The 25239-nt window shown below is 32.8% G+C and carries 21 protein-coding genes, 2 tRNA genes and 2 pseudogenes; 14 read left to right on the plus strand and 11 right to left on the minus strand.

Annotated elements, in window-relative coordinates; all coding sequences use genetic code 11:
- Nucleotides 1-18 precede the first annotated feature (18 nt).
- The 4 genes from GMC_RS0111080 to GMC_RS0111100 all read left to right on the plus strand — a co-directional run bounded on the left by GMC_RS0111080 (nucleotide 19) and on the right by GMC_RS0111100 (nucleotide 4171).
- Nucleotides 19-1098 carry a diphosphomevalonate decarboxylase gene (locus GMC_RS0111080; RefSeq protein WP_010522195.1) on the plus strand — a complete coding sequence of 360 codons (1080 nt, stop codon included), beginning with the start codon at nucleotides 19-21 and terminating at the stop codon, nucleotides 1096-1098.
- Nucleotides 1099-1125: 27 nt separating this feature from the next.
- Nucleotides 1126-2061: a mevalonate kinase family protein gene (locus GMC_RS0111085; protein ID WP_010522196.1), complete on the plus strand. Its 936-nt coding sequence runs from the start codon at nucleotides 1126-1128 to the stop codon at nucleotides 2059-2061.
- Nucleotides 2062-2109: 48 nt separating this feature from the next.
- A complete protein-coding gene (locus GMC_RS0111090) occupies nucleotides 2110-3018 on the plus strand; it encodes a geranylgeranylglycerol-phosphate geranylgeranyltransferase (protein ID WP_010522197.1) in 909 nt (302 codons plus the stop codon).
- 310 nt (nucleotides 3019-3328) lie between these two features.
- Nucleotides 3329-4171 (plus strand): pseudouridine synthase, encoded by an 843-nt coding sequence (locus GMC_RS0111100; RefSeq protein WP_010522198.1) that lies wholly within the window; start codon nucleotides 3329-3331, stop codon nucleotides 4169-4171.
- A 48-nt stretch (nucleotides 4172-4219) separates the two neighbouring features.
- Here GMC_RS0111100 and GMC_RS0111110 read toward each other — a convergent pair.
- The 8 genes and pseudogenes from GMC_RS0111110 to GMC_RS0111140 all read right to left on the minus strand — a co-directional run bounded on the left by GMC_RS0111110 (nucleotide 4220) and on the right by GMC_RS0111140 (nucleotide 12241).
- Nucleotides 4220-4666: pseudogene (locus GMC_RS0111110) on the minus strand (DUF4174 domain-containing protein).
- Nucleotides 4667-4923: 257 nt separating this feature from the next.
- The gene (locus tag GMC_RS22300) at nucleotides 4924-5481 is read right to left on the minus strand and encodes a hypothetical protein (protein ID WP_238527978.1); all 558 of its coding nucleotides are present in this window, start codon (nucleotides 5479-5481) and stop codon (nucleotides 4924-4926) included.
- Between the two features lie 5 nt (nucleotides 5482-5486).
- Complete coding sequence (locus tag GMC_RS23460) at nucleotides 5487-6317, minus strand: MptA/MptB family glycosyltransferase (protein ID WP_498365821.1); 831 nt, start codon at nucleotides 6315-6317, stop codon at nucleotides 5487-5489.
- Nucleotides 6317-7795, minus strand: coding sequence for a cellulose synthase family protein (locus tag GMC_RS0111120; RefSeq protein ID WP_010522200.1), 1479 nt, complete (start codon nucleotides 7793-7795; stop codon nucleotides 6317-6319). Before GMC_RS0111120 ends, GMC_RS23460 begins: the two co-directional genes overlap by 1 nt.
- A 3-nt stretch (nucleotides 7796-7798) precedes the next feature.
- Nucleotides 7799-8491, minus strand: a complete 693-nt coding sequence (locus GMC_RS0111125) for a glycosyltransferase family 2 protein (RefSeq protein WP_010522201.1) — start codon at nucleotides 8489-8491, stop codon at nucleotides 7799-7801.
- Nucleotides 8488-8964 (minus strand): toxin-antitoxin system YwqK family antitoxin, encoded by a 477-nt coding sequence (locus GMC_RS0111130; RefSeq protein ID WP_010522202.1) that lies wholly within the window; start codon nucleotides 8962-8964, stop codon nucleotides 8488-8490. The genes GMC_RS0111125 and GMC_RS0111130 overlap by 4 nt, the downstream gene beginning before the upstream one ends.
- A 169-nt stretch (nucleotides 8965-9133) precedes the next feature.
- A complete protein-coding gene (locus GMC_RS0111135; protein WP_010522203.1) occupies nucleotides 9134-10918 on the minus strand; it encodes a GNAT family N-acyltransferase in 1785 nt (594 codons plus the stop codon).
- Between the two features lie 69 nt (nucleotides 10919-10987).
- Nucleotides 10988-12241 carry an aspartate kinase gene (locus tag GMC_RS0111140; RefSeq protein WP_010522204.1) on the minus strand — a complete coding sequence of 418 codons (1254 nt, stop codon included), beginning with the start codon at nucleotides 12239-12241 and terminating at the stop codon, nucleotides 10988-10990.
- 173 nt (nucleotides 12242-12414) lie between these two features.
- Between GMC_RS0111140 and GMC_RS0111145 the strand changes: the two genes are divergently transcribed.
- The 4 genes from GMC_RS0111145 to GMC_RS0111160 are packed head-to-tail and all read left to right on the plus strand — an operon-like array spanning nucleotide 12415 to nucleotide 15636.
- Complete coding sequence (locus GMC_RS0111145) at nucleotides 12415-12771, plus strand: hypothetical protein (RefSeq protein WP_010522205.1); 357 nt, start codon at nucleotides 12415-12417, stop codon at nucleotides 12769-12771.
- A gap of 16 nt (nucleotides 12772-12787) precedes the next feature.
- On the plus strand, nucleotides 12788-13603 hold the full coding sequence (locus tag GMC_RS0111150; RefSeq protein WP_010522206.1) for a hypothetical protein: 816 nt from the start codon (nucleotides 12788-12790) through the stop codon (nucleotides 13601-13603).
- Nucleotides 13587-14081: a Rab family GTPase gene (locus GMC_RS0111155; RefSeq protein ID WP_010522207.1), complete on the plus strand. Its 495-nt coding sequence runs from the start codon at nucleotides 13587-13589 to the stop codon at nucleotides 14079-14081. Before GMC_RS0111150 ends, GMC_RS0111155 begins: the two co-directional genes overlap by 17 nt.
- A gap of 10 nt (nucleotides 14082-14091) precedes the next feature.
- Nucleotides 14092-15636 carry an ATP-binding response regulator gene (locus GMC_RS0111160; RefSeq protein WP_010522208.1) on the plus strand — a complete coding sequence of 515 codons (1545 nt, stop codon included), beginning with the start codon at nucleotides 14092-14094 and terminating at the stop codon, nucleotides 15634-15636.
- Nucleotides 15637-15698: 62 nt separating this feature from the next.
- Here the strand turns inward: GMC_RS0111160 and GMC_RS0111165 are convergent, their stop codons facing one another.
- On the minus strand, nucleotides 15699-18137 hold the full coding sequence (locus tag GMC_RS0111165) for a cellulase family glycosylhydrolase (RefSeq protein ID WP_010522209.1): 2439 nt from the start codon (nucleotides 18135-18137) through the stop codon (nucleotides 15699-15701).
- Nucleotides 18138-18636: 499 nt separating this feature from the next.
- Here GMC_RS0111165 and GMC_RS0111170 point away from each other — a divergent pair, with 499 nt between their 5' ends.
- Nucleotides 18637-19443 carry a M57 family metalloprotease gene (locus tag GMC_RS0111170; protein ID WP_010522210.1) on the plus strand — a complete coding sequence of 269 codons (807 nt, stop codon included), beginning with the start codon at nucleotides 18637-18639 and terminating at the stop codon, nucleotides 19441-19443.
- A 260-nt stretch (nucleotides 19444-19703) separates the two neighbouring features.
- On the opposite strand, the gene lgt is transcribed toward GMC_RS0111170, so the two are convergent.
- Nucleotides 19704-20624, minus strand: a complete 921-nt coding sequence (gene lgt, locus GMC_RS0111175) for a prolipoprotein diacylglyceryl transferase (protein WP_010522211.1) — start codon at nucleotides 20622-20624, stop codon at nucleotides 19704-19706.
- A 398-nt stretch (nucleotides 20625-21022) separates the two neighbouring features.
- Here lgt and mutS point away from each other — a divergent pair.
- The 3 genes and pseudogenes from mutS to GMC_RS0111190 all read left to right on the plus strand — a co-directional run bounded on the left by mutS (nucleotide 21023) and on the right by GMC_RS0111190 (nucleotide 23965).
- Nucleotides 21023-23684, plus strand: a pseudogene (mutS, locus tag GMC_RS19800) (DNA mismatch repair protein MutS).
- 97 nt (nucleotides 23685-23781) lie between these two features.
- A tRNA-Gly gene (locus GMC_RS0111185) sits at nucleotides 23782-23853 on the plus strand.
- A gap of 28 nt (nucleotides 23854-23881) precedes the next feature.
- A tRNA-Leu gene (locus tag GMC_RS0111190) sits at nucleotides 23882-23965 on the plus strand.
- 172 nt (nucleotides 23966-24137) lie between these two features.
- Here the strand turns inward: GMC_RS0111190 and GMC_RS21285 are convergent.
- Nucleotides 24138-24446: a transposase gene (locus tag GMC_RS21285; protein WP_316928974.1), complete on the minus strand. Its 309-nt coding sequence runs from the start codon at nucleotides 24444-24446 to the stop codon at nucleotides 24138-24140.
- Between the two features lie 35 nt (nucleotides 24447-24481).
- Between GMC_RS21285 and GMC_RS0111195 the strand changes: the two genes are divergently transcribed.
- Together GMC_RS0111195 and GMC_RS0111200 are read left to right on the plus strand one after the other, a co-directional pair.
- A complete protein-coding gene (locus GMC_RS0111195; RefSeq protein WP_010522212.1) occupies nucleotides 24482-24811 on the plus strand; it encodes an MBL fold metallo-hydrolase RNA specificity domain-containing protein in 330 nt (109 codons plus the stop codon).
- A 67-nt stretch (nucleotides 24812-24878) separates the two neighbouring features.
- A partial coding sequence (locus GMC_RS0111200; protein ID WP_010522213.1) for a hypothetical protein occupies nucleotides 24879-25239 on the plus strand: 361 nt, incomplete at its 3' end.

Consider the following 25239-nt stretch of genomic DNA (forward strand, 5'->3'; position numbering starts at 1 on the left):
TTTGTTCAAAATTTTATTTTGAGTACAACATACAAGTCCATCGGTTCTTCATACAACAAAAAACAAGGTAAAGTAGCTTTTGCTGCACCAAGTAATATTGCTTTGGTTAAATACTGGGGGAAACGTCCTGTGCAACTTCCCGAAAATGCCTCGTTGAGTTTTACATTGAATGTATGCAGAACGGAAACAGCCATTGCTTATAAAAAAAGAGCGGTCTCAGGAAATGACTTTTCAATTACATTCTTATTCGAAGGTGCTCCAAAACCTAGTTTTGTACCTAAAATTCATACGTTTTTTGAGCGCATAGCACCTTATTGTTTGTTTTTAAAAGATTTTGAATTTATTATCGATAGTAAAAATACCTTTCCGCATAGTAGCGGTATAGCTTCGTCAGCTAGTGGAATGAGTGCTTTAGCTATGTGTTTGGTTGAAATAGAGTGTGAACTGGGTGGTTTGCTTAGCGCAGTAGAAAGAAAAGAAAAAGCTTCATTTTTAGCACGTTTGGGGTCGGGAAGCGCATGCCGAAGTATTGAAGGACCTGTAACTATTTGGGGGAAACATCAAATAATAAACAAGTCCAGCAATGAGTTTGCTGTACCATTTGAAGGAGAATTACATCCAATTTTTAGAAATTACCAAGATACAGTTTTGCTGATTGATAAAGGTGAAAAGCAAGTAAGCAGTACAGTTGGGCATAATTTGATGTACGGTCATCCATTTGCAAAAGCAAGGTTTGAACAGGCTAATGCTAATTTAGAAAAACTGAACGCGGTATTGCAAAACGGTGATATGGATCAGTTTATTGAAATAGTAGAAAGCGAAGCGCTTACTTTGCATGCTATGATGATGACTTCATTACCTTATTTTATTTTAATGAAGTCGAATACCTTAGAAGTTATAAATGCGATTTGGAATTACCGTAAAGCTTCCGAAATACCCGTATGTTTTACTTTGGATGCAGGAGCAAATGTACACGTGCTGTATCCTGAAAGACATAAAAAGGAGGTGATGGAATTCATAAACGAGGAATTGGCAGAAAAATGTCAGAATAAACAGTATATATGTGATAATCTAGGATTTGGAGCTAAAAAATTGTAATTTTGTAATTAACAAAAATTTTAAAGTTTGAAAGGGCCTTTATTTTATTCTAAAATTCTTCTTTTTGGGGAGTATGGGATTATTAAAAATTCCAAAGGGCTCTCTATTCCTTATAATTTTTATAATGGCGCTTTAAAATCAGCTACTGATTTAACGGAAAAGGCGGCAGCATCCAATAAAAGCTTATTGAAATTAGCTACTTATTTGGATGAAAATGCAAAACCTGATTTGGTGGTTTTTAATACTCCTAGGCTTTTTAAAGATATTGCTAACGGAATGTATTTTGATAGCAGTATTCCACAAGGGTATGGCGTAGGGAGTAGCGGAGCACTGGTAGCGGCTATTTATGACAAGTACGCTGAAGATAAAATTACTGTTCTTGAAAATTTAACTAGAGATAAGCTATTAAAACTTAAGCAAATTTTTTCATACATGGAATCGTTTTTCCATGGGAATAGTTCTGGTTTAGATCCTTTAAATAGCTATTTAAGTCTGCCTATATTAATCCACTCTAAGGATAATGTGGAAACGGCAGGTATTCCATCGCAAAAACAACATGAAAATAAAGGTGCTGTTTTTTTACTCGATAGTGGTGTAGTTGGAGAAACTGCCCCAATGGTCAACATTTTTATGGAAAAAATGAAGCAAGATGGTTTTCGAACTATGCTAAAAAATAAATTTGTAAAACACACGGATGCTTGTGTTGAGGATTTTTTAAGTGGCAATGTGACTTCATTATTTTCAAACATAAAGCAACTGTCTCGTACAGTTTTAGATCACTTTAAACCCATGATACCATCGCAATTCCATGCATTATGGAAACAAGGTATCGAAACCAATGATTATTACCTAAAATTATGCGGCTCAGGTGGCGGAGGTTATATTTTAGGGTTTGCTATGGATTATGAAAAAGCACAAAAAGCATTGAAAGATTATCAGTTGGAAGTGGTGTATCATTTCTAAATTATGATTATTTTTATTTTATGCAACCCCGCATAAATACATTTTAACATGCCCAACTTTTCCAGAAAAATCAAATGGTTTTTTTATAAGTCATTTAGTTTGCTTTCAGTAATACGGGGTTATAATGTGCTGGTAGTACTTTTAGCCCAGTATGTAACAAGCATTTTTATTTTATCGGGTAAAAATTCATTTAGGGCTGTGTTGTTGGACGAAAGCCTTTTTTGTATTGTTTTTGCCTCTGCTATTACTATTGCATCGGGCTACATTATCAATAATTTTTACGATAGTGAAAAGGATTTGATAAACAGGCCCCAAAAATATCAGTTAGATCGTTTAGTCAGCCAACAAACCAAATTAACCATCTATTTTATAGCCAACTTTATTGCCGTAATTATTGCTAGTTACGTTTCATTTAGAGCAGTATTGTTTTTTTCAGGCTACATTTTTGCAATTTGGTTGTACTCGCACAAGCTTAAACGATTGTTGTTTATTAAAAATATTGTAGCCACGTTTTTGGCAATTTTGCCATTTTTTGCCATTTTTTTATACTATAAAAATTACGATTCCGTAATCTTTGTACATGCTACCTTTTTAGGTTTGATTATACTTATGCGTGAATTGGTCAAAGATTTAGAAAATTTGAGGGGAGATGCTGCCGTAGGGAATAGAACAATACCAATTGTTTTTGGTGAGTCGGCATCAAAAAAAATATTAGTAGGGTTAGCTATAGCTTCAATTGGTACTGCAATGTCATTGGTATATATTTTTCCATTAGGAAAGATGTATTATTTTTTTTGGATGACAGCTGTAATGCTGTTGTTGTTTGGAGTTCTTTTAAAAAAAGCCAGTACCAAAAAGCAATACGTAGTGTTGCATAATTTGCTCAAGTTTGTTATTGTTACTGGGGTATTTTGTATTACGCTTATTGAATTGTCTTGGTTAAAAAGACTGCTTTAAATGAAAGTCAAACAATTTTGGTTTTATTTGATTGTTTTTCTTTTGTGACTCAACATTTTCAAATTGGTTTAAATTAGCCATTGATACTGTTTTCAATAGTGAATTTCTCTTTTTAAGTGTTTTTTTACATGATACTTCGTACTGTAGGTAAAATTATGGTCATACATACTTCCTTGTAAAACAAAAAATTCCTAATTTATAGTTGAGTTATTTAAAATGAGATCTAGCATAACTATTAAGTCATGCAGATCTTTGTAAAAAATAAAGTAAGCGCGGGTATAATAGTCTATCTTTGCGCAAATTTTAAGTTATGAGTCAGGCTCAGAATAATCGAAACAAAAAGTCTACAGGTTTACGCAAAGGGAAAAGTGTTCAAAAAAAGAACATGGAAAAGCCGCAACAAGCCCGGCCTATAAAATCCAAAAAGCAGGCAGCACAAAGTCCGGACACCATGCGTTTGAATAAATATATTGGTAATTCGGGGATATGTACGCGTAAAGATGCGGATTTATACATTTCAACTGGGAGTGTAAAAGTAAATGGAGTAGTAGTAACTGAAATGGGTTATAAAGTAAAACTTACTGATGAAGTTCGATTTGATGGGCAGCTGATCCGACCTGTAAAAAACGCATACATATTAATCAATAAACCAAAAGGGTATACGATTGCGGCAAATACAAGCAACGAAAAAAAATCGGTATACGCATTATTACAAGCGGCTTCAAAATCGTTTTTAAAGCCGGTAGGCAAAATGGAGCGTAATAGTTCGGGGTTATTGTTGCTTTCTAATGATGATTCATTTTTAGGTAATATGAATGGCTCAGGAAGAATTCGCCAGATTTATCATGTGGAACTGGATAAAAATTTAGTACAACAAGATTTTGAAAAAATATTAGAAGGTGTACGTATCGATGATCATATTGTAAAAGTACAAGAGCTTTCGTTTGTTAGTGATGCTTCTAAACGCGAAATTGGCATACAGCTAAATTCTCAAAAAAACAGAATTGTTACCCGAATATTTGAGGCGCTAGGTTATAAAGTTAACCATTTGGATCGTGTTGTTTTTGGCGGATTGACTAAAAAAGACCTTCCTAGAGGACGTTGGAGAGAGTTGTCCAAACAAGAAGTGATTAATATGAGGATGTTGGCTTAGTTATAGCTGGAAATTTGGAACAGGATGTTGTTTCAAAGTTGTACCACTTTACTTATTGTTTAATTCAGCTTCCCGCATGGGCATGGCATCTATTTTTGTAAATAATTTTTTGGCGCTTATTACTTTGGTCTGGTTCATTTTTACACCACCATCTTAACCAATTAGTATTACGCGGAAAGGGGCTTTATTATCAATATACTTTTTATGTATTTGGTTGGCGATTACCCAGTCTGTTTTTTTGTCATCGGAATAATCTGTTATGCGATATTTGTTTTTTTGAATTTCAATTAACACTAATTTTCGTTCTATAAAATTATCCTTTAGGTTGCTAATTTCCTTTAATTGCGTCTGCGTTTGTTGGTTAATTGAGTCATTTGTAACGACTAAAAACAGTCTGTTTTTCCATTTGTAGTTATCTAAATTCAACTTTTGACTGTAAGTTTGATTGATCGTAAACAGGATAATACTATATAAAAGTACTTTTGGATTTTTCATATTAATTGTTTTAGTAATACTACCGTTTTAATCTTTAAATTGACCATTTTTTTTGAAATGAGACACTAGAGTATAGTTACGGTTGTGCTTTTAATTTTGTTTAATCATAAAACTCTTAATTTTTATTTGAGTAATTTAGAATTAGAACCAAAATAATTGATAGCAGCGTTATCTCTCAGATTTTAAAAAATGTAATCTCAAATGTACAATTCCCTTATTTTGATCTTAAAAAACTGATTGCTATTAAAGATAAGACTCTAATTTTTCTTTGTTTGTTGTAATCCATTTTTAAAAGCGCTGAAAAAAAATTCGTAAACAAAAAAGACAATCACAATAAGATATTCTAGAGCAACCAAGCTTAAATTTTCTTTAAATTCAGGATTGGAATACGCAAAATAGCTAAAAATTACGGTTAAGCTCCAAACCCAAAGGTATTTAAAATGGGTAAAGCAAGACAAAGCTAAGGGAATAGTCAAATACCAAGGGTGTACTGTGGTTGATAAAAACAGGTATGATGTAATAGCAAAAAGCATACTTTCGATTAGTACTTTGGGGTAATAATTTCTTCGCGCCAAGCTAAATATTGCAATAAATGAAATGGCTACTAAGGGTAAAATTTTTCCTGCTTTAGCAATAATATTCCAACCAACAATTTTGTAACCTATCCAACGTACAATATAATAGATACTGGCATTAAATTCAAAATTCTGAAACCATAAACTGATAGTTTTACTAAAATTAGCTACAAATTGACTGGACAAAAAGGGAGCAAATAATACTAAATTGGTGCCAATCACCAATAAACAAAATAACAAGTAATTTAAAATATCTTTTTTTTAGTTTGTACCCATTTTTTTGAGCTAAATAGGTGAGGAATAAAAAATAGAGCAAACACAGGTAAAAATAATAACGTAATTAATTTTACACTTATAGAAAGCCCTAATGCCACAGCGGCAATTATCCATTTTTTTTTGAATAAAAAATATAAGCTAAGAACTAAAAAGAAGGTCATAACGGCTTCAAAATGCAGGTTGCCTGTCAGTTCAATAATAACAAAGGGATTTAAGATATACAGGAAAATGTTTTTAACAGGGAGTTGTAGTTGTTTAATTATTTTTTTTCCAAAATAAAGAATCCCAATATCAGCTAAAATTATTTGAATACGCATACTAATTACACTGATGAGTATGGATTTACTTCCAAAAATGGCAGCTATAACGTAACAAAGTTGACTAAAAGGAGGGTAGTTAGTATAGTGGCTGGCATTAAGTTCTCCCATGCCTGTTACTAGTTTTTGAGCTTGATTTACAATAGGGTTACTTTGCGCTATTAAATTTTTTGGGGTATATAAATACGGATTGAATCCCTTTAATAGCATGCGTCCGTCCCAAATAAAACGGTAGAAATCCTGTGAAAGTTCTGGGATTTCAAATAGCATCAGCATTCTAAATAAAATGGCTATTGTGGTTAATTGCTTTACCGAAAATACAGCATGTTGGATTAAATAATAGCTACAAGCAAATAGGCTGATCCAACAAGTTGCCAGTGTAATAAAATTTGTTCTTGGTAAAAAGTAGCTTACGTAAATATAAAGTAGGCAACTACATAATAGTACAAAAAGGGAAATGCTCCATTTTGCAGTCCATTTCATTATACTTTTGATAAAATGGATTTAAAGAAAACAAAAGCAAAACCAAAAAATAGCATGGTATGAAAAATAACCAAACCAAAATCCTGAAGCTGATATCCGCTGTACAATGCAAAAGCAAAATAACACATTAAAAAAGCTTCAATTATGGTGTTTGTTGATAAATTTTTGTTGATGTATTTATTGTCCTTCCAGGAATCGCTTAAATTTTTCATATTGAATTTAGGAGTACGCACAAATTCACTTCGTTTTCCCAAATGCCCTTCTAGTACGGCAACACTATTATGTACTGAAAAACCCATGGCTACTGAAAAGAAAGTAAAAAACATTTTGATATACGATAAAAAGTTTTTAGCTCCAGATCCATGAATTTCTTTGTAAGTAACCCAATAACACGTAAAAAATATAACCGTACTTAAAGCAAAAAATCCAATAAGGTTAAAATACCAGCTAAACATGGGATTACTGTTTTTAATATAAAGTATAGGCACGCTCATAACGGCAACAAAAAGTACCAACAAAAACATGGAGCTATTCAATAAGTGGAAAAAACTGTGCACTTTAGTGCTAAACGAAAGTTCTTTATTGGCCAATACAGATTTAAAGGTTTTTTTAAAGTTTTCAGCAGCACCCTTATTCCAACGGAATTGTTGCGATCGTGCTGCACTTATTACTACAGGGAGTTCGGCAGGAGTTTCTACTTGTTCTAAATACTTAAATTCCCATTTTTTCAGTTGTGCACGGTAGCTTAAATCTAAATCTTCGGTAAGGGTATCGCCTTGCCAGTTGCCTGCATCAAGTATGCATGATTTACGCCAAATACCTGCGGTACCATTAAAATTAATAAAGTGTTTTTTTATGTTTCTACCTACTTGTTCCATGGTAAAATGGAAATCCAGAGCAAAGGCTTGTATTTTAGTAAGTACTGAATAATCTCGATTAATATGTCCCCAACGTGTCTGAACCACGCCAATTTTAGGATTTTTAAAATGCGGAACAGTTTGTTTTAACCAGTCAGGTTTAGGTAAAAAGTCGGCGTCAAAAATGGCAATAAACTCACCCTTGGCTTCACAAAGTCCTTCTTTTAGTGCGCCTGCTTTAAAACCAGTACGATTGGTACGGTGTATGTGTACAATATCAAGTCCTTTTTCCTTTAAGGCTTTTATTTTAGAAAGTGTAGTGTTGACAGATTCATCGGTAGAGTCATCTAAAACTTGTATTTCTAATTTGTTGTTTGGATAATCCAACAGCGCAATATTATCCAACAAACGTTCCATCACGTAAAGTTCATTGTAAACAGGAAGCTGAACGGTTACGTGCGGGACTTCGTTAGGATTGGATAAGTCAAAGGTGGGGCCATCTTCTTCTTGTGCTTTTTTCTTCGCTTTCAAATATGCAAAAAGTAAGTTTAGTTGTGCCAAACTGTACAAAAAGATAAATATTAAGGCGATAGTGTATGTAATTACAATTGCCAAGTCCATATGTTAAAAACTGTATTTAAAAATCCAACTTAGTATTTTAATGCCTGCAAATATAGCACCTTTAATTGTGCCACTCACTTTTGAAACGCCAATTCGTTTTTTATAGTGCACAGGTATTTCGGTATAGGTTAGTTTATGTTTCAATGCTTTTAGTTGCATTTCAACAGTCCAACCATAAGTTTTGTCTTCCATTTCAAGTAAAACTAACTTATCATATTTAATTGCTCTAAACGGTCCAAGGTCAGTAAAAGTTGATTTGAAAAGTAAGCGCATTAAAAAAGTAGCTAACCAATTACCAAACCGTTGCGGAAAGGTCATTGATCCTTTTTCGCGATACTCAGCAACTCTGGCACCAATAACAAAATCAATATCTTTGGTTAATATAGGATCTAAAATATTGATCATTTCTTGCGGGTAGTCACTGTAGTCACCATCTAAAAAAACAATGATGTCTGGAGTTGTTTTGCTTGCAGCTATACATTTAAGACCGCGTAAACAAGCGTTTCCGTAACCTTTATTAGGTTCATCTAAAACTGTTGCGCCAGCAAGTTTAGCTACTTTGGCAGTATTATCCGTAGAGCCATTATTGACAACAATTATTTCGGAAACAATATTGGGAATTTCAGCAATTACTTTAGGAAGTGAATCTTCCTCGTTAATTGCAGGAATAATAACTTTTATTTGGGAGTACTTCAAAATGAAAAATGAGGGTTATCGCGCTTAAAACTACTTATACTGGTCCATTGTTTTGAAAAAACATCATTTTTATATTTACAAGCTTTAACCAATTTTCCATTTTTATATACCAAACAAAAACGTGTTATACCATCTTTTTGGTATAAACACTTTTCTTTATCATAATCGTTTACATTATAAAAAATCCACCATTTTGTTGTTTTTCCGTTATTAAAATGCCCTTCTTTTGCTGTTTTTCCATTTGAATTGTAATAAAACCAGTAACCATCCTTGCTATTATTAGTGTAATTACCTTTTGATTTTATATTGCCATTTTCATGAAAATAATGCCAATAATCCATTTTTTTAGAATTCATCATCCATCCTTCAGCTTTTTTACTGCCAGAAGGAAAACTTTCAGAAACAAATATTTTTCCATCACTAAAACTAGCGAAAGAAATTGTAGCTAAGAGTAGTATAATTATTAAGCGCATTTTGAATAATGATTTGTAGGAGTGTTGTCGGTACCATAAGATAAACTTAACAAGAAAATTTATATTTTTCTGAAAATTACCATAAAAATATAAGTTGCCTTTGTTTATCGATAAATCATCATTACTAACGAGCTTTTTATCGGTTTTGTGTAAAAATAAAAATAGTAAATTAATTAGTTTCTATTTGATTTTCAATTTCTTGGAGTAGTGGTTTAACGGTGTTATCAGGTAAGTCGCTGATTTTAATGTACATTAATCCATCAACAGCATTGTTAAACAAAGGATCTACATTAAAAGCAATTACTTTTGCGTTTTGTTTAACATACTTTTTTAATAATACAGGAATCCGAAGTCCGTCAGGTTCTATATCAGCAATAATTTCCTCGAGTTGTTTGAGGTTCTTTTTTGATTCATCAAAAACGAATCCTTTGTCAGGATCAGTTAGCGTTACTTTGTATTCTTTTTTGGGTTTTACAAACTGTGCAATTATTGGGTCGTAGTAATTGGATTTCATAAACTCAACCATTAATGACATGGAAAATGAACTAAATTTATCACTAATAGTAACGCCTCCAATTAAAAAATTGTGATTGGGAAATTTTAGGGTGCAATGCATAATACCTTTCCATAAAAGAAATAAAGGCAGCGGTTGTTTTTGATATTCATTTCTTATAAAAGACCTTCCCATTTCAATGGAATTTTCCAGCATAGGGTATAACTCAGGTTCAAACCGAAATAGACTATGTAAATAAAACCCTTTAATGCCATAGTTGGTCATAATCTCGTTACCAAATCCCATGCGGTAAGCTCCAATAATATCTTGATTTTTTGTATCCCAAAGAAAAAGGTGTCTGTAGTAATTGTCGTATTTGTCTAAATCAACTGACTGGTTTGTGCCTTCGCCGATAGTTCGGTAAGTAATTTCACGCAATCGGCCAATTTCAGTGAGTATGTTGGGAATGTCTTTTTTTTGAGCCAAAAATAACTCAAATGATTGGGTTTTAAATAGGCTTAGCTTTTTAGCGATACAGTTATCAATTTCTTCAACGAGAATTTTTTTGCTGATAGGATCAATAATATTCTTAATTTTTTTTAAAGATGCTTTTTTTGGAAGTTTATCGGCAAGCCGAGTTTTGTCAAAGGATTTGGCTAGCAGGTATGTTTTTTTTCGTAGAAAGGCTTTGTATTCAAAAATGTCCGTGTATTGTTGCTGTTTTTTTACGCTGATTGGTTTTCCTATACGTATTTGGATGATTTTATTTTTTTGACTAAATAATTCGCTAGGTAATTTTGCACTTTGTAATAATGGATGTATTGCCGCCAAACGATAAAAAAGTTTGCTGTTTTTTCCGTGAAAATAAAAGGGTACTACAGGTACTTTAGCTCTTCGGATTAGCCGCATTACACCATCATTCCAGGGCTTATCAATGTAATAATCTCCTTTTTTAATGTTGCTTACTTCTCCAGCAGGGAAAACACCAAAAGGTTTGCCTTCTTTTAAATGAAAAATAGCTTCTTTGAGTCCGCCAATACTCGATTTTTTATTTTGATGGTTTTCAAAAGGGTTTACAGCTATAATGGCTTCAGATAAAGGGTCAAAGCGTTGTAATAAAAAATTGGCAATGGCTTTGTAGTCGGGTCTTTTTTTGTGCAGTGTTTTTAAAATGATTAAACCTTCGATACCGCCAAAAGGATGATTTGAAATAGTAACAAAAGGGCCATAATCAGGAATATTTTTTAAATCTTTTTTTGGGATTCGGTAGGTTATTTTATATTCTTTAAGCGTAACATCAATAAAATCCTGACAAGATAAATGCTTGTTTTTTTGGTACCTTTTATTGATTTTACTTATGCGAGTTATTTTAAGAATAGTCCAACTAATAAGGGAACCAATTGGACCAAGTTTTGTTATACGTAATAATTTTGATAGATCGTTTACAGCGACTAAACTCATTTTGGGTATTTAAATATGTAAATACTACCAAAAGTAAGTTGAGTACTTTATGATTATGTTAATTGAAACTTATTGTTTGGTTACAATTTGATAAGTTTCTGTTCCTAACTGCTTCAATAGTATAGTTTTATCTTTTTCTAAGCCTTCAGCAGCGGCTTGGTCAAAATGTCTGATAGTGTATAGGGATACATTTTCTTCAAAGCTTACATCAAATTTTGCTCTTAGTTCGGCAATTAAGTCTTGTAAATGTCCAAACTTATTGTTTACACATACAGAAAAGCTAATGGCTGTATTTTGGATTAAATCAACTTTAACTTGATACTTGTGGAAGAGGCTAAAAATTTCACTAATATTTTCTTCAACAATAAATGAAAAATCTAAAGAGGAAAGCGAAATTAATACTTGGTTCTTTTTTACTATAAAACATGGAATGAAAGGCTCTAGCGTTTGACCTTTACTTACCGATGTGCCCACATTTTCAGGATTGATAAAGGATTTTACATACAAAGGAATTTCTTTTTGTTGTAATGGTTGTAATGTTTTTGGATGTATTACCGAAGCACCATAAAAAGCTAATTCAATAGCCTCTTCGTATGAAATTTGATTCAATAATTTTGTATTTTTAAACACGCGTGGATCACCGTTTAGTACACCGTCTACATCTTTCCAAATGCTGACGCTTTCTGCGTTTAAGCAATAGGCAAAAATAGCGGCAGAGTAGTCACTTCCTTCGCGCCCCAGCGTTGTAGTAAAATTATTAGTGTCTGCGCCAATAAATCCTTGCGTTATGCTCAGGTTTTGTTTGTTAACAGTGCTTGAGATTGCTTGTTGCGTGGCTTCCCAATCCACTTTTGCATCTCGGTAGGTGCTATTTGTTTTTACCAGTGTGCGCGCATCAAGCCAATCATTATCAAACCCTTTTAGAGTAAGAAATTCACTTAAAATTGTTGTTGAAATAATTTCGCCGTAACTTACCACTTGGTCATAAATGTAATCGTATTTAGGAGACTTATTGCGTTCTAAAAAGGTTTTAAGATCATCAAAAATGGCACTAATTTTAGCAAAAATTGGGTGCTGTTCACTTTTAAATAGGTCGGTTAAAATACCAGTGTGTGCATCCTTTAAAGTTTTAATGCTATTGGAAAGTTCTGGATTTTTATCGCGATATTGCTCAATAACAACTTCCAAAGCATTGGTTGTTTTTCCCATTGCTGAAACTACAACAAGGGTATTTTTATGCCCCACTTTTTGTAGTACACTAACTACATTTTCAACACCTGCAGCATCTTTTACGGATGCTCCTCCAAATTTAAATACTCTCATTTTAACGATTACCTATTTTTTGGCTCAATAGTTGCCTTAAAAAAATTAATTGCAAATTTAAGCAACTTCAATTAATTGGTGAAACTTTACATAAGGATTTAAAGTTACTGATCTATATGTAAGAAAATGCTATCTTTACGTAGTAGTAGCCAACAACGAATCCAATATATATCATGTCTAAAAATACTATTGAAACTGATACTCCCCCAAATGGAAAACTCGATGCGGGATCAAAAATTGAAGCTATTAAAAATTTAATTTTTGGAGAAAATATTCAAGCTTACGATTCTGAATTTGATGCTCTTAAAAAAGAAATTCTTTTAAAAAGAAATGAGCTTAAAGATTTTATAGATGAAACACGCCAAGAGTTAAATGGCTTGATTGATAATTTAAGTACGGATTTAAATATCCGAATTACTGAATTAGAAACAACAATAGCTGATAAAGCGGAAGACTTAGAAGCAAAAAAAGTCGATAAAAAGACTCTTGGCGCACTTTTGGTAAAGTTGGGAAATCAAATTAGTGAGTAATCAATAATTGATTGCAATGGAGCAAAATGAGCGACTCGAACTTTTAAAGAAAATTTTACTTACGGAGGAAAAAGAGGTTACTAACTCTCTTATAGCTCAGGTGGAGCAACTTTCCAATACACTAAATCAATCATCGGAATTGGCAGCAAAAGTAGATCCGCTGATTGATAAAAAAATTAATCAATTGATTGCGGAAATGCCTAAGCAACTATCGCCAGTAATAACGAGTGCGCTTAAAACAGAAATTAAAAATTCGCAAGATGCTGTAGTTGAAGCTTTATTTCCCATCATTGGAAAAATGATAAAAAAGTATATTGCTAATGAAATGAGATTGCTAAATGATCGAATAAATACTCAGTTGAAAAAAGCATTTTCATTCAAAAACTTTTTTAGGAGCAAGCTAGGAAAAAAGAATATGGCCAATGAAATTATTGTAAACTCAAATCAGGCCAGTGTTTTACAAATTTTTATTGTTGAAAAAGAATCGGGGATATTAGTAGCAAAATATGCAAAAGAAGAGTTTGATACAATGGATGACGAATTAATTGCAGGGATGCTAACAGCAATTAAAAGTTTTGTAGAAGACGCCTTTAAGCTTGGAGGTCAAAGTTTGGAAACGATTGTTTATGAGTTATATACATTACATATTCAAAATTTTTACAATTATTATGTTGCTGCAGTAGTGAGTGGTACTTATACTAACGAATTTAAGGATGCTTTAGAAGACAAGATCCTTGATTTTGCGGAAAAGGGAATTTCAAAAGAAGATATAAATAACAGTAGTGTATTTTCAACACGTTTAAAAACATATTTTAGTGAACAAATTATCTAAAAAAATAGCCTTAGTAGGCGCCTTTGGAGTGGGTAAAACTTCATTATTTCGCCGATTTATTGATGATGCCTTTTCGGAAGATTATAAATCCACTTTAGGAGTTCAAATTCAAAAAAAAGTAATTGCTATGGATAATGGAACCACATTATCTATGATTTTATGGGACACAGAAGGTCATGAAGAAATTTCCGAAAGCAGAAGCGCTTATTTGTTGGGCTCTCACGCTTTTGTGTATGTTTTTGATTTGACTAGAATTGATACTTATAAAAATATCAATAAACAAATTGATTTTTTGAAAAAAAGCTACCCTAATGTTTTAATTAAAATTGTTGGAAATAAAATAGATACGGTTGCTTTAAAAAAAGTACAAGAAAGTTTGGAAGAACATCAAGTAAATTATGATTGTTTAACAAGTGCTAAAACAGGTGAAAATGTTCCAGAATTATTTGTGGATATCGCCGTTGATTTAACAAATTAGGATCAAAAAAATGGGCGATTCAAACAAAAGAAAATTCAACGATAAGGTTCAGTTAATTACCTGTAATCATACTGGGGTAGTGTCGTTTAGTGATGCTAATTTATTTACAAGTGTAAGTGAAGGAGATAGTATTTATGATTTACATCCTTTTTTTGAAATAGTCAAAGGATTACAGCAAACGTACTCGCCAAATGATAACGAATTTAGTTTTCCATGCGTGCATTTAGCTATAGGTAGTGTTACAGAGGAACGAATTTGTGATATCAATGTCACTATTGAATTATCTGAAATACATGTGGTTATATTTGATTATTCGGCAGCTTACAAGAAATTAAATAAAATTTCGCAAGAACGAAATGAATCCATAATCCGAAATCAGGAGTTGGAATTTTCGAATAAATTATTACTTGAAAAAGAGTCTTTCAAAAATGATTTTATAGCAAATATTAACCATGAGGTAAGTACGCCCATTACATCAATTAAAGGTTTTTTGGATTTACTTAAAAAAACGGATTTAAGTTATGAGCAAGAAGAGTTAATTCAAATTATCATTCGCGAAAGTGAATATTTGGAACGTATTTTTGGGGATATGCTTGATCTTTCTAAAATTGAGACAGGAAGTTTTCAATTATTAGAAGAACCATTCGATCTTATAGAATTGATTGACTCTATTGTGGATTCCTATAAACATATTGCTGAAGAAAATGCGCTTGAATTTGAAGTGAATATCGATAGTAAGCTTAATGCTCAGATGGTGGGTGATAAAACCCGGATTTATCAAATAGTAAACAATTTACTGAATAACTCCTTTAAATATACAGAAGAAGGCTTTGTAAAGTTCAAGGTTTCTAAAATAGGAGGTAAATACAAAAAGCAAATTGTTCAATTTGAGGTAGAAGATTCAGGTATTGGAGTGGATAAAGAACATCAGGCATCCATGTTCGAGGCCTTTGTACAGCACAACGATAAAGGCGAGGGTTCTGGTTTAGGATTACATGTGGTTAAAAACCTTGTGCACCTTATGAAAGGAAAAATAGCTGTTGAAAGTGAGTTAGGTAAAGGAACCAAATTTGTATTAGATATCAGGCTGCGTCATAATTTAGGAACTAATGAAAAAGAAAGTACACCGATACCTAAATTAGAAATCCCTAAGTCAGGTAGATATAGAGTGTTGGTAGTAGAAAATAAAAGAAGCACACAATACTTAATTACACGTTTACTGCTTAATCAAGGTTGCTTTTTTGTTGATGTAGTTTCTACCGCCGAAGAAGCCATAAAAGCAATAGAGCACCGTACGTATGATTTACTTATTTTGGATATTAAATTAGGAGCTATGTCAGGCTTTGATTTAGCAGTAAAAATTAGAAAAGAGTATTCTGACGAATTTATTAAGGATGTTCCAATATTAGGAATATCAGCAATTAAAACATTAAACATTGAAAATTTATGCGCTATCAATGGTATTGATTCTTTTTTGGCTAAACCATTTTCAGAGGAATTGTTGATGGGGAAAATAACTAAGCTTTTCAAACGAAAAGGGAAAGTAATGGGGTAATAACCAAAAAAGAGAGGCTGTAAAGCCTCTCAAAGTTGAAATATGATATGTTAGTCGAAGGGTTATTTTATGTGAATAATTTTAGATTTTTTGCTACTGGGGGTAACTATTTCAATGACATACAACCCAGGATTAATATCAGAAACATTTATGGCAGAATTTTGTATGACACTATAGTGCTTTGTTTTAATTTGTTTTCCGTAAAGATCATAAATTTTTAATAGTGTATTGCTCAATTCATAGGTGCTTTTAAAAATTATTTGATTACTGTTAAATGCTGAATATATAGAAAAAGAATTTTCATCAAGAAGTTTAGCAGCTGTACCAGTAGGTATTGTACCCCAAACTAAATTACCATTTTGGTACAAGGTTGTTTTGTCATGTGGCGTATAATTTATTTTATTACTATCGTAAGAATAGTCATCAACTTCATTAAAATTACTCCAATTTGTTTTTGAAAAGCGTGTTTGTATATTGCCAGAACTTGAGTTAGGAGCAAGTAATCCAGCATTGGAATTAAAGGTAACTTCCAAATAATCCATTCCATTGGCTGTGCCAAAAGTTCCTTGGACATTTCCAGTACCCAATTGTGCCCAATCGCACCAAAAATTAAGATCGTTATTGTCTTCGGAGGTGAACCAGTACCGAATGGCTAGGTCGTCGTAAGCGATTGCGGTGGATCCATTGTTTACAATTTGAAAATGTGGATTTATGGCATTGTCAGTAGCATTAGCCACACCGTTTCGGTAATTTATTGAAAGGTTATTTTCAACTGGAATAGGAGCAGTAATAGTAATTTGTATTGATTCCGTTAAAGAATTTGTGGGGCCTGTGGCTGTAACAGTTACATTATAAGTGTTTACTTCTGTAAAGGTAGCTTGTGTAGAAGCTTCGGAAGCAGTAGTTCCATTATCAAAATCCCAAGAGTAACTCACATCAAAATTTCTTGTAGTTGTTATGATAGCATCAAAATTAATTGTGGATGTAGTAGTTCCTTCAATTGCACTGGGTACTATAATTAATGATAGTATTTCAGGAGCCGCACAAGGTGTAGCCAGTGCTTCAAATTGTTGAGTTGTAGAATTAGTTAATTCGCCATCTGAAACGGTAAGTGTTACAGTTGCAGAATCAAGGTTAGCATAATTATGAGAAACATTTAAGCCAGTGGCAGTAGTGCCATCACCTAAATCCCATGAATAAGTAAGAGTGTCTCCATCTGGGTCAGAGGAGCTACTAGCACTAAATGATCCTATATTTCCTCCAGTTTCGCAAGGAATCGTAATACCACCAAAAAAACTAGCTATTGGCGCTCGATTAGGCGAAGGTGTTCTGTTGATTACGTTAGGAATTAAAGGAGCAAAATGAGGTGAAAGTACATCCATTTTCCATTGATTAACACTTAGCCAATCATCTTGTAAAATACCTCCAGTATCCCCCGAATTAGGATTCATGGTCCAAAATGTCCAAGAATAGATATCCCCCATAAAATCCATGAATTCTGTAAACCAAGTAAAAGCAATACCGTTAAATGCATCTTGGTTTTTTATACCAAACTCGCCAATAAAAATAGGGGATGCGTTATTTTTATATAAGTAATGAAAATGTTCTTCCCAAAGACCAGGCATATTATTAGGAAAGTTGTTTGCATTAAACCAGTCTTGTTCCGAAACTTCAGGGCCGTATTCGTGTGCTGAATATACTAGCTTTTGCTGATTGGATAATTGAATTGGATATTTTTCAGCACCCTTGAGCTGTCCTCCCCACCAGTAGGAATCTCCTTCAAACTCACCCACACCTTCTATAATGATTAACACGTCAGGATTTACTGCTAAAACTGCATTTCCGCAACGCTCCGCTGCCTTGTTCCAGTCAGTTGCAGGGTTGCTGTTTCCCCAAGTAGATCCGTGGGGTTCGTTATTTAAATCCATAGCTACTACTGCGGATTTTCCTTTGTAACGTTCTGCTAAAAAAATCCAATCGTTAATCCATCGTTCTTCGGAATATTCAGGAGTATACCAAAAAGCTTCGTTTAAAAATCCGTCGGCAGCCCGAGAGTGATTGTCCAAAACAATTTTTATATCGTTAGCTTGGCACCAATTAACAAAAATGTCAAGTAATTCTATTGGTTTAGTTACTGTGGCTTCCTCTTCATTCATAGGAGAAATTCCAGTGTAAGGATCAGTACCATAAGAATTAATATTAATTGAAGCACCAGGATTTAACATTTCATTACACCAAGGTACCCTAATAGTATTAAATCCTAAATCTTTTATTTGTTGTAACACGCTTTTCATATCCCTGGACCAAACACCGTGCGGTCTATACAAAGCAGTTTCAAAGCCAAACCAATTTACACCAGTCAGTCTGACTTCTTTGCCAGAGATATCAAAAAGCTGATTACCTGCGGAGGTGAGGTAGTTTTGAGTTTGTGCATTAAGTTGAATAAAGGCCGTAAGAATGAGCAATAAGGTTACGAGCAAACCTTTGATTATAGCTTTCATAATAGGAGAATTTTAATTATTGTTGTTATAACATAAAGGTAATAAATGTTAATAAGTAAAACTGATATTTAGGATATAATTAACTGATTTAAAGTTATTTATGTTTAAAATTTAGTTTTAATGTGTTAATTTTTATAGTTAAAGCTTATTGAATTTTGTGTACTACTATCCTTAAACTTTTTTAAGATTTTAAAGGAGTTTTAGGATATATAAGGATTTGCAAATCAGTGCTATTTTGATTTTGTATGTTTTAAATTGTTAATTCTGCATCTGGTATTTATTTAATAAATATTTAGATTTTAAGAATTTTATCCGCCTTTTCTTTGATTTTATCTTCATTTATTTGAATGTTAGTTACCTAACTTTTAAGTAGATACAGGTTAAGCTAATTTTATTTTGAATTTAGTGACAAATAGGAAATGTGCTATCTATACTATTGGGCTCAAATAGATAAGTGTATTGGTCGCTAAATTTTCAAACTAATTTTAAAATTTAAATAATGAAAAGATTAAAAGTTATAGCAGCTAGCTTAATAGCAATTTTGGCAGTACAGTGCCAAAAAGAGGATATTAGTGAAATAAATATACCAAAAGAATCGGTAAATGATCAAATTTCATCTGAAATACTTTTTGAACTGGATAGTATGGGCTTTGATATAAGTCAAGAGGTTAAAAAAATAGATGGAGGTTATATTATAGAGAAAGATATCATTATTACTGATGAGCATATTGCGGAATCTAAAAATGAAACTACAGATGGAATAGCAAAGCAAAGGAGGTTACAAAACATTGTAAGTTGTGATAGGGCTAGGCGTATTACTGTGAGAAATAGAGTAGATGGAATCAATAGCCGCGTACGTGAGGCAATTAATAACTGGAATGCCGTAAATGGGACTTTTTTGACTTTTGCGTTAGTCAATGGTAATGCTGATGTAAATATTGTATTTACCTCCAGAAGCCCCGGAGCGGCCATTCTTCCAAGAAATGGAAGAGCAGGAAGGGAAATACAAATTGATCCAGGTGTGTATACTGGAAGTGGAGAAAGTAATGCTGTAATTCAAAGAACTATTAGACATGCTATTAGGCATGAATTAGGGCATGTTGCGGGACTTGGTCACACCAATAGAAACGACTTAAATTCCTTGCCTATAGACGGTACTCCTAATAGTGATGAAAATTCGACTATGAATTCGCCAAGTTCTATTACGAATGCTTTTCGTATATCCAGAAATAACTTAAGTGCACAAGATGGAAATGCAATGAGAAAATTGTACGGAACATTTAACAGGAATAATATTTGTCGCTAATCAAGTTTTAGTATTTCATTCTTGTAATATTATCTTTAAGTTATAACCTTATATTGAATTATGATTGTTTGTAGCTGTTATTGAGCTGTAACTTTCAAAAGTAACGATACATCATCTATTCATCACATTTAATATAAAGAGTTTACTTGAAATATAAATTTCATAGGCATCAGGAGTTTTTCTTCTGATGCTTTTTAATTTTACGTTTTCTTAAATTAAAACCATGATTGTCAAATGCCATTAGGCTAGCTTACTTTATTTTAAGCTTTCTTTTTGCTGGCATTCCACAAAAAGAAAATTCCAACAGCCATAAAAGGTATACTGAGCCATTGTCCTGTAGATAGCAATCCTAAAACACTTTCAAATCCACCTTGACTTTTCTTTACAAATTCAACTAAAAACCGTACAAAGAAAATAAGTAGCATGTAGGTACCAAACATAAAGCCAGCTTGCTCTTTTTTATCGGTTTTCCAATATAAAAACAATAATATAAAAGACACAAAAATATAACCAAATGCTTCGTATAGTTGTGCTGGATGCCTATAATCTACTTGGTCCAAAATAGTTTGGAATTTAGGATTACTAGCAATAGCGTCATAAGCTTTACTTACTTTTTTTATTCCTGTGAGGCGGATTGCTTGTGATTCAGGAATAGCTTCTTTAATAAATTTTACCCCTGTTACAAAATCAGTTTTTTCACCAATAATTTCCGAATTGATAAAATTGCCAATGCGTACAAAAATACCTCCAAAAGCAGCAGGGATAGTCACCCGATCTAAAGTCCAAAGGGTAGGTTTTTTAATAACCTTTTTGGAATACAAGTACATGGCAATTATGAATGCAATGGCAGCACCATGGCTAGCTAAGCCCTGAAAGCCAGTAAATTTAAATTCAGGTCTGAACTGTGCAGGTAAGAACACACTAAAAAAATCTTCTTTAAACAATTCAGGTTGGTAAAAAATAACGTGTCCCATCCGAGCGCCAAGTAGTGTAGCCAAAACGGCATACATAAAAACGGATTCCAAATGCTCCATAGTTTGACCTTCGTTGACGTATATTTTTTTCATTAAGTAATACCCTAATGAAAAGGCAATAACAAACATTAAGCTGTAAAAATGGATAGTAAAAAATCCAAGATCAATTCCTATAGACGGGTTCCAAACTATTTTTGTAAAAATCATTAGTTAATCTTTTATGTAAATATATATCGGAATTGCCAATTACGAATTAAGAATTGATAATTATTAAATTGAAAAACTAAAAAAGGGAGTATTGTCAAGTAAAATAGCCTTTAAAATTAAGTAATAATTATTTGTTTTTTTTAGGAGTTGCAAGTTTTGTTCTCTAGTTTATGTTAAGTTTAATTTATAATGATTTAGCTGTCAATTAGTAAGAATAAAAATTATACAGGATCGGTCCTTATAATATCAAGCGAAAAAACTATTTCAATCGAAAAATGTAGCGTATTACTCAATTTTCGTTCACCGATTTATGCTTTGTATGTGAATAAAAGCTAATAAGTCATTTGAGTACAATGGAAGTCTACAAAACAGAATCCGTATTTTAGCATATCAATTAAATGACTCCGTTTCCTGTGTGCGCAAAAAAAGCAACTTCTAAAGAAAAAAAAGTAACGCCTTTAATGAAGCAGTATAATGCCATTAAGGTAAAATACCCTAATGCATTGTTGTTATTTAGGGTTGGAGATTTTTACGAAACTTTTGGAGAAGATGCTGTAATTACCGCTAATATTTTAAATATTATTTTAACCAAACGAGGAGCAGGTTCTGAATCCGAAACCGCATTGGCGGGATTTCCGCACCATTCGTTAAACACGTATTTGCCAAAATTGGTAAAAGCAGGGCAACGGGTGGCAATTTGTGATCAATTGGAGGATCCCAAACAAACAAAAACCATTGTTAAGCGAGGAGTTACTGAGTTAATAACACCTGGGGTTTCGTTAAATGATGAGGTGTTGCAAAGTAAAAACAACAACTTTTTGGCTGCCGTGCATTATGGGAGTAAACACTTAGGAATTGCTTTTTTTGGATATTTCTACTGGTGAATATTTAGCTGCTCAAGGAGATCAAGCTACAATAGACAAACTACTACAAAACTTCACGCCAAGTGAAATATTAGTTTCAAAACAGAAAAAAAATATATTTACTGAAAATTTTGGAGCAGATTACCTGACTTATTATTTAGAAGATTGGGTGTGGCAGACGGATTATGCTGAAGAAACATTGTTTACCCATTTTAATACGAAATCTTTGAAAGGTTTTGGTATTGACCATTTAAATTTCGGAATTATAGCAGCGGGGGCTATTTTACATTATGTAAAGGAAACACAGCATCATAAATTACAGCATATAAACAAAATACAACGTATTTCCGAAGACGATTTTATTTGGATGGATCGTTTTACTATTCGAAACTTAGAGCTTTACAATTCCAACAATATTGGAGCAGTTACCCTATTGGATGTAATAGACAGCACCAGTTCAGCAATGGGAGGACGTATGTTAAAGCGTTGGTTATCGTTACCGCTTAAAAACAAAGAGCGTATTGAAACTCGACATGACGTTGTTGATTTTTTTATAGCACATGCTGAGGTGCATCAAAAAATTGGAGATCAAATTTCTCGTATAGGCGATTTAGAACGCTTAGTATCCAAGATAGCAACAGGTAAAATTTGCCCTAGGGAAGTTAATCAACTAATGCATTCTTTAGATGCTATTGTTCCTATAAAAAAAATAGCAGAGGCTAGTACGCAAGATGCAGTTAAAAAAATCGGAGATGCTTTGCATGATTGCCAATTATTGCGACAAAAAATTAAAGCAACGCTTTGCGAAGAAGCTCCCGTGAATATTTTAAAAGGAAAAACTATTGCAGATGGAGTGCATACTGAACTTGATGAATTACGTGGTTTGGCCTTTTCAGGGAAGGACTACCTGAATAATATGTTGGATAGAGAATCTGAGGCTACAGGGATTCCATCTTTAAAAATTGCATCTAATAATGTATTTGGTTATTATATTGAAGTAAGAAATACTCATAAAGATAAAGTTCCCGAACATTGGATTCGAAAACAAACCTTAGTAAGTGCGGAGCGCTATATTACCGAAGAACTAAAAGAGTATGAAACTAAAATTTTAGGAGCCGAAGAGAAAATTTTGGTTTTGGAGCAACAGCTTTTTTCGGACTTAGTTATTTGGATGCATGAGTATATACAAATCATTCAAAATAACGCCGTTTTAATTGGCCAGTTGGATTGTTTGAGTGGTTTTGCTACATTGGCACATCAGCAAAATTACACTAGGCCAGTGTTTAAAGATGGCAATGTGTTAAAAATAACAAATGGTCGTCATCCAGTAATAGAAAAGCAACTACCTCCTGGCGAAGCATATATTGCGAATGATGTTTATTTGGACAATCAGGAGCAACAAATTATTATGATTACTGGACCCAACATGAGTGGTAAATCTGCAATTTTACGTCAGACCGCATTAATCGTTTTGTTGGCACAAATTGGCTGTTTTGTCCCTGCGAAAGCTGTAGAAATGGATGTGGTGGATAAAATTTTTACCCGTGTAGGGGCTAGCGACAATATTTCTATGGGAGAATCTACCTTTATGGTTGAAATGAATGAAACCGCTAGTATATTAAATAACCTTTCCGATCGAAGTTTAATTCTACTAGATGAGATCGGTAGAGGAACCAGTACGTATGACGGCATATCAATAGCCTGGGCAATTAGTGAATATTTACATGAACACCCTTGTAAGCCAAAAACATTGTTTGCTACACATTACCATGAATTAAATGATATGTGCGAAACCTTTGAGCGTATCAAAAATTTTAACGTAGCGGTAAAAGAGACAAAAGATAATGTGTTATTTTTAAGAAAGCTCATCCCAGGTGGGAGTCAACATAGTTTTGGAATCCATGTGGCTAAAATGGCAGGAATGCCGCAACATGTGGTCAGGAAGGCTCAAAAAATGCTTAAACAGCTGGAGAAATCGCATAAAAGCGAAGATATTTCGGAAACCTTAAAGCAATCTCAGGAAGAAGAAATGCAATTGAGTTTTTTCAATTTAGATGATCCTTTACTTGAAGAAATTAAAAATGAAATTATTGATTTGGATATTAATACACTTACCCCAGTGGAAGCTTTAATGAAATTGAATGAAATAAAAAGAATGCTAAGCCGCTCAAAACAAACCGTTTCAGTAAATGGCTAATTTTATTTATTTTTTATTTAAAAAAAAGCTTTGAAAACCAAATAAAGGTTGTAAATTTGCACCCGCAAGTATTACACTTGTATAGTTCATTCAAAACGCGAAAGTAGCTCAGGGGTAGAGCATCACCTTGCCAAGGTGGGGGTCGCGGGTTCAAATCCCGTCTTTCGCTCTGAGACTTTTTTAAAAAATACAACCACGCTCGGGTGGTGGAATTGGTAGACACGTTGGACTTAAAATCCAATGAACATTAGTTCGTACGGGTTCAAGTCCCGTCCCGAGTACTTAAAGCCTTCTTAATATTTTGATTTTGAAGGCTTTTTTGGTTTTTGCTATTTTAATTGTACGCTAGTTTGTACACAGTAAAAGATTTAAAAAACCTTAAAAACTAACTTTTAAAAAATGAGAACTATTATAATGTACGGATCAAGTAATATTATTGGGGAGTAGCCAAAATTAAGCATATAATTTAGTTAACCTGTAGAGGAAGAATTTTACATCTCTTACGCCTCTAAATTGATTTCTAAATTCCTTTATTTTGGCATTGAAAGATTCAGCAGAAGCATTTGTACTTCTGTTATTAAAATAGTTCAATATATTTTCATAATGGTTTTGTATAGTTCTAGCTATAGTGTTAAATGATTTAAAACCTTCTTTTTCAACTTGGTTGTACCATTTGGCTAACTTAAGTCTAGCTACATTTTTATCATTATTATTTTCATATATGTATTTTAGTTTTTGAGCTAAATTGTATGCCTTTTCTATTTTAGGATGGACGAGTACTCACTTACTTAAAACAATTGATTGACGAGCCTAATACAACCATTTTGTTAATTGGCTATCAAGCTGAAGGAACTCGAGGTAGAAAGTTATTAGAAGGTGTAACTGAGTTTAAAATTTATGGCAAATATTATTCGGTAAAAGCAACTATTGAGCATATTGAAAGCCTTTCTGTGCATGCCGATAGACAAGAACTCATAGGTTGGATGAGTGAATTAACCGTCCCTCCTGAAAAAGTATTTTTAATACACGGTGAACAAGAAGCACAAGTAACACTAAAAAATACGATTGAAACTGTTTATAAATGCAATGTTTCTATTCCAAAGCTTTATGATGTAGAAGTGCTTTAACTGATAAAAATCATTTTATGAATGCTTATTGAATCTTAATTTTAGATGAATATAAAAATATTGAGTAATGGAAAATATATGTATAAAGCCTACAACTTGTTTAGAGCAAGTTCAAAAGGACATAAAAGATTGGACTTCAAATTTAAATTTTATTATTTATGAAATTGATTTTTTATCAAAAGATTTATTAAACTCTTATTTATTTGAGCCATATACTAAAGCACTTTTTGACGAAAAAGAAAACCTTAATCATAAATTAAAAGGCTTAATTTTTAAATGCAATGAATTGATTCATCAGATACATACTCATCACAATAAAATTGGCGGTATTATGGAATGTAAGGGAGCTAAATGTGATACGCTATACAGTAAAAACCATCTAGAATTAAAAGATCAATATGAGATTTTTGAAACTTACTATAAAAAAA

Source organism: Aquimarina agarivorans, assembly GCF_000218485.1.
Lineage (GTDB): Bacteria > Bacteroidota > Bacteroidia > Flavobacteriales > Flavobacteriaceae > Aquimarina > Aquimarina agarivorans.